This window comes from Luteolibacter sp. (genome assembly GCF_058122085.1).
In genome coordinates this window covers 1-4,997 of record NZ_JBIKBQ010000173.1, presented here as the reverse complement: position 1 = coordinate 4,997, position 4,997 = coordinate 1, and the positions used below count along the sequence as shown (strand labels likewise).

Annotated in this window: 6 protein-coding genes and 2 pseudogenes; 4 read left to right on the top strand and 4 right to left on the bottom strand. The window is 59.8% G+C overall.

Translation table 11 applies throughout. The features are described from left to right. Positions 1–131: 131 nt before the first annotated feature. A pseudogene (locus AC4DF4_RS17875) lies at positions 132–491 on the top strand (restriction endonuclease); the annotation flags it as partial. Between the two features lie 2 nt (positions 492–493). On the opposite strand, the gene AC4DF4_RS17870 reads toward AC4DF4_RS17875, so the two are convergent. The 3 genes and pseudogenes from AC4DF4_RS17870 to AC4DF4_RS17860 all read right to left on the bottom strand — a co-directional run bounded on the left by AC4DF4_RS17870 (position 494) and on the right by AC4DF4_RS17860 (position 3,437). Next, on the bottom strand, positions 494–709 hold the full coding sequence (locus tag AC4DF4_RS17870; RefSeq protein ID WP_490049462.1) for a helix-turn-helix domain-containing protein: 216 nt from the start codon (positions 707–709) through the stop codon (positions 494–496). 1,490 nt (positions 710–2,199) lie between these two features. Beyond that, a pseudogene (locus AC4DF4_RS17865) lies at positions 2,200–2,313 on the bottom strand (type I-F CRISPR-associated endonuclease Cas1f); the annotation flags it as partial. Positions 2,314–2,552: 239 nt separating this feature from the next. Further along, entirely contained in the window at positions 2,553–3,437 is an 885-nt protein-coding gene (locus AC4DF4_RS17860) for a helix-hairpin-helix domain-containing protein (RefSeq protein WP_490049461.1), read from the bottom strand. Positions 3,438–3,581: 144 nt separating this feature from the next. Between AC4DF4_RS17860 and AC4DF4_RS17855 the strand changes: the two genes are divergently transcribed. Genes AC4DF4_RS17855 through AC4DF4_RS17845 form a run of 3 tightly spaced genes read left to right on the top strand, consistent with a single transcriptional unit; the run spans position 3,582 to position 4,443 of the window. After that, entirely contained in the window at positions 3,582–3,869 is a 288-nt protein-coding gene (locus AC4DF4_RS17855; RefSeq protein WP_490049460.1) for a hypothetical protein, read from the top strand. A gap of 20 nt (positions 3,870–3,889) precedes the next feature. Beyond that, complete coding sequence (locus AC4DF4_RS17850) at positions 3,890–4,108, top strand: hypothetical protein (protein WP_490049459.1); 219 nt, start codon at positions 3,890–3,892, stop codon at positions 4,106–4,108. Next, positions 4,102–4,443, top strand: coding sequence for a hypothetical protein (locus AC4DF4_RS17845; protein WP_490049458.1), 342 nt, complete (start codon positions 4,102–4,104; stop codon positions 4,441–4,443). Before AC4DF4_RS17850 ends, AC4DF4_RS17845 begins: the two co-directional genes overlap by 7 nt. A gap of 19 nt (positions 4,444–4,462) precedes the next feature. Here AC4DF4_RS17845 and AC4DF4_RS17840 read toward each other — a convergent pair. Continuing rightward, on the bottom strand, positions 4,463–4,997 hold a 535-nt coding region (locus AC4DF4_RS17840; RefSeq protein ID WP_490049457.1), incomplete at its 5' end, for a tetratricopeptide repeat protein.

The following is a 4,997-nucleotide window of genomic DNA, read 5'->3' as shown; positions in this document are numbered from 1 at the left end:
CCCTGTCTGTTTACTCATGGTGTTGGTTGATTTGAAACGTTTGTTCAAACAGGCGATGTCGGAACATCGCCCGATCAACCAGCACCAATCGATTTTAACATTTTAACGAAAAAAAATCCTCTTCCGTCGAGGTTACTGGTGGCCCGAAAGACAAGGGAATTGATGGTGAGGGGCTACTGAAACTAAATTCCTTCATGAGTTTCAGGGTTGTTTTTCAGTGCAAACGCTATGCGGAAGCCGTGACGTCCAGCCATATTTCGACATTTCGTGGCAGTATTCCATCCAGCGCCGACAAAGGCATTCTCATCACCACAGGATATTTCACCTCTGACGCCATCAAGATGGCACAGGAAAAGGGACTCAAGCCAATTGAACTGATCAACGGAGACCAGCTCGTCCGGCTCATGGAAGAACTCCAGCTAGGACTCCGTCCGACATATTTGGTGGATGATGAGTTTTTCGATGATTTTGCGGTGAATGGGATGGCCTGAGATCACCCAACCCGCATCCGCTCAATCGCCGCCGCCACATCCGCCACCCGGAATCGGACGGCCTTGCCCAGCTTGAAATACGGGATCAGCCCACTTACGCGCCAGTTGTAGAGTTGGCGGCGACAGATTTTCAGATGGCGGGCGAGTTCCTGTTCGGTGATCAGGTCGAGTTCGGTGCGCGGCGAAGATGGGTGCGTGTCCATGCCCGGTGTTTCCATGTCAACGGGTGAGGGGAGTAGAACGGGAAATCTAGTTGGGAATCTGGCGCGGTGCTAAACCTTCACGCGGTGCTCGTATTTACCATAAGTCATTGATGCTTGGTGACAAATGGTGACAAAACACCTTCCCGATAGTGCTCAAACTTGCTCCAATCTAAGTTGCCCCATTTGGAAATACTGGGCAATCCTAAGCACTTAACGGTATGCAACCTCATGATATTCAACGATTTATCCCCATTCAGGTTCTAGTGGGGGCAACCCTGTTCAGGTTCGAGTCCTGTCGCGCGCACCATTTCATTATCAACGGGTTACGGGGTAGAATCCCCGCCCAGTTGACAGCCCCCACTACCCCATGAACGAGGGTGGTGACAAATTGGTGACAAACGTCGGATCGGACTCTGCAATCCTCTCAAAGACAAGGCGTTCCAGAGGCAAGAAGAAACAAGGTCCGTTTCTCAAGGTGAAAGCCGGGTCTGCCGTGGTGCCGATTTACCAGACGGAATCCAAGGGCCGGGTCCGTTACACGCTGAGCTTTTACCGGGATGGACGGAGAGAGCGGAAGGTCTTCAATTCTCTGGAGGACGCGAAGAAAGAGGCGTTGTTCGTGGCGCAGCGAATTCAGGTCGGAATGCAGCACGTCACTGACCTCAAGCCGCACGAGCGAGACAGCTTCAAGGCGGCGGAGGCCATGCTCCAGAAATCCGGAATTCCGCTGGTCGCCGCTGTGGAGGACTACCTACGCGCCCGCGATCTTGCCGGAACGGAGTCGCTTGCCGCCATGGCCTCCGAGTATGGCCAGCACTTCAAGAAGGTGGTGCGGAAGGTCACCATCCCGGAGATTGTCGCGGAGATCCGCCAACGCCGGCGGCGGGAAGAGGCGCTGCGGCGGATGCCGGAATTGATGCGGAAGGCGGAGGAGGAGCTTGATTCAGGAAACTGGCGTCATGCGGCGGTGTCGCACGGCGAGTTTTCCCTGCTATTCGACGCCCATGATCCCACCGGGAACGCGACGCAAATGACAGGGCGGTCCAATTCCATGAGCGCACAACTCGCCAAACATCGGGCCGAGGCCGAGCGCGTCGGCCGGGTGAACCAGTTGGTGGCGGAAATGTCGCTGATCGCGGACGAGGCGGAGAACCGTGCGGTGACGCCCTTGGGACTCACTCTGGACTTTGCCGGTCCTTTGTTGGAGAACCTGGTCCGCATGTGGCGGCAAATCGAAGAACTGCGCGGCGAGATTCCCGCCGGCCCACGCTCGCGGATCGACTCCACCCGCGCCCAACTCTCGCAAACCATCGAGCGGGGCCGATCTGCCCGCCGTGCCCGAATGATCGCCACCACCGCGGCGGCAATCCTCGTTTTGCTGGCCGGAGCGGGAATCGGACTTCTCGCCTTCCGTGCCTCGGGGCATGCAAAGGCGCTCGCAGATCTTCAATCCAAGAAATCCACCAGCGCGCTGAGCGACTTGCTTCAGCGAGTGACGTTCAGGGCAGATACTCAACCCGCCCGCCGTTCACCAGGATCCGGCAGTGTTCCAGATAGTAAATATGGGCGCGCTTGGAATGAAGGATGGTCTTCAGGTCGGAGGCTGTGATTTCCTTCATTGCTCCGATCATATGGGGATGATCGGCGAGGGCCATTCCAATCGATGGCTGACCACAAATCCAAGGCACAATACCGCTGCGCGTGCTGGTGGCGCAACGCGTAGGAATGCGCACCACGTCTGCCATCTAACCCTCGACCAGCCGTCGTCGGCCCAGATCAAGGGCTTGTCACTCATGACGGCGAGCCCGTCGCGTTGACAGTCGTAATCGTGATAGAACCGTCCGGACATGGCCCTTTTCTAAGGGAGCAGAAGATACGGCGTGAGCCGCTCCAGGGATTTCGGTCCGAAGCCCTCCACCTTGAGGAGATCGGCCGCTTTTTTGTAGGGACGGCCGCCGATGATCCGGTTGGCAGTGACCTCACCGACGCCGGGGAGCTTCATCAGTTCGTCACGGGCGGCGGTGTTGGGATTGATTTTGAAGACCTCGGAAGATTTGCCGGTTCCCGCGGCGAGGGTGAGTTCCGAGTCCTCCTTCCGCTGTTCCTGACGTTCGGCGGAGAGCTTGTCCCAGTTGGTTTTGGCCCAGGCACCGGCAGCGGCCTTGGCGGCGATGAGTTCCGCATCGCGGAGATTTTCCTGATAATCCTTCGCTGACTTGGCAGCAGGCGTTTCGCGATAGACGCCGAAAGCGCGTGCGAGGCCCATTTTGACCAAGTGTTCGGTCATGTCCTGGCCGTCAGCGGTGGTGACAAACGCGTAGATCCGCTTGTGTTTACCGTCGCCCCGGGCATCGGCGAAGGCGGTGTGGACGGTGAATGGGCGGGCAAGCGCGCGGGCGGTCTCTGCGGCGGCGCTCTTGCCGGCGGCTTTGGCGGCTTCGATGGATGCTTGCGGCGAGCCGCCGAACTCTGCGATTCCGAAATAGCGCCTTTGTTCACGCAGTCGGCGGGCGTCGTTCTCGTCGGTGACGTGCCACTCGACGCAGTCAGCGCCATAAAGGCGGATGGTGTGGTGAACTCCGTCGGCCGTCTGGATCTCGAAGCTGTCGCCGTCCGCCCAGTCGGTGGGGATGAATTTGCAGTCGCGAAGCGTGACCAGCGGTTCCGCCGCGAAGCCGACGGCGGCGAGGAATGCCGAGGCGATGAGGGAGAGAAGCGGGGTGTGAACTGCGGGTGATTTCATAAGAGGGGGAGCGGCGTCGCTCTTGGCGGAGGGGGGATGAGGGTCATTGGGAAGAGCTTCGCGCTTTTCAATGGCTTCGCAGCCGCCTGCACCCCACGAGTGTGGTGCCTCCTTAAGGGGCGCGTCAATCGCGGTCGGTGCGCGATGTCGGGACCGCGTTACCTCTTGCACAACGGGCCGTGCATGATGTCGCGCGGTTCCCGACATGCGTCCGCAGGCATCCGCGGAGCGATCCAGGGTCATTGCAAAGCTCCCGAAGCGCTCTCCCGCTTCGACCGCCTGGCTTCGCGAGGTGACAGCCTGACGGAGAAACAACAGGACCAAATGGAGGTCCTGGCAGTCCTGATCGAGAACTATGAGAATGAATACCAAGCCGTCGCCCGCCCCACTCCGCTGGAGGCCATCAAGTTCCGCATGGAGCAGATCGGCTAGCCGATCTGGCCCTCGCCCGGTTGGCCGCGCAAAAAGCGCGTGATGAAGAGGAGTCGCGGCTCAACAAGCTGCTTATCCTCGTCACCCACGGCGTGCGCAGCCACCCGGACCATGGCGAGGACAGTCCGCTGTATCGCTCGATGGGATTCATCCCGAAAAGCGAGCGCAACAGCGGCCTGACCCGGCGCTCCAAGGCGGGCGGCGGCCCGCCCGCTGGAAATGAAGAAGCCGCTTGCTGATTCACTCCTGGAAGAGAACAAAATCAGAACAGCGGCTTGGGAACTCAAGCCATCGGCCCGCAGGGGCCGGTGGTTTTTGTCTGGGGGAGAAAACCACGGTTTCCCGAAAACGCAAAGGAAAGTCATCCGATCGACAAGGCCTACAGCGTCAAAGTGGTTGGCGGCGCACCGGGACCACCGCCTTCTTCAAGGAAAGTGACGGTGACTATCCCGCCGCCGGCCGGACGGTGCTCGCCCCGGATCTCAGCCGCCCAACGGACGGAATCGTGCTGATCCACGATCCTGTCACGGCCAACGTGATGGCCCGGTTCTACCGGGTTCGTGTCATGCGCTGATTTGGCGCAATCGATCCTTTCACTTGCATGTCGGGCCGGATGACAATTCGCGCTGCAGGTCCATTGCCCGTTGGTCGGCATGGTTGAAGGCGAGGGTCTTCTCCAAAGCGCCGCGAGCCGCGGTCGCCTCACCGAGTCCGTGAAGCGCGAACGCTAGCAGAAGATGGTTCTCCGCGTCGCGCCGTGCCTGGAGGTCCTCCTCGAAAACCAACAGGTTCGGAAGCGAGGTGGCGAAATAGTCGATCCGGGCGGTTTCCTTGAGCTTGGTTTCGGCAAAGGTCTTGAGGTCGGCAAACAGGGCGCGGGCCTCTTCCCCGCGGCCGAGTTCCCGCAGCGAAAGACCACGGAAGTAGCTCAGCAGACTGTGCGCCGTGACCGCCATTTCGGAGAAATCGCCGGCTTCCGCCGCCGAGAGCATGAAATGCTCGCGGGCTTGGTCCGTGTGTCCGAGCGCCGTCAGCGCGCGGCCGGTCCAATAGTTCACATCCGCCTTCGCCTGCAGCAAGTGATAGGCCTCGCCGAGGCTTTCCGGCGTGTCCATCGCGCCGGTGAAG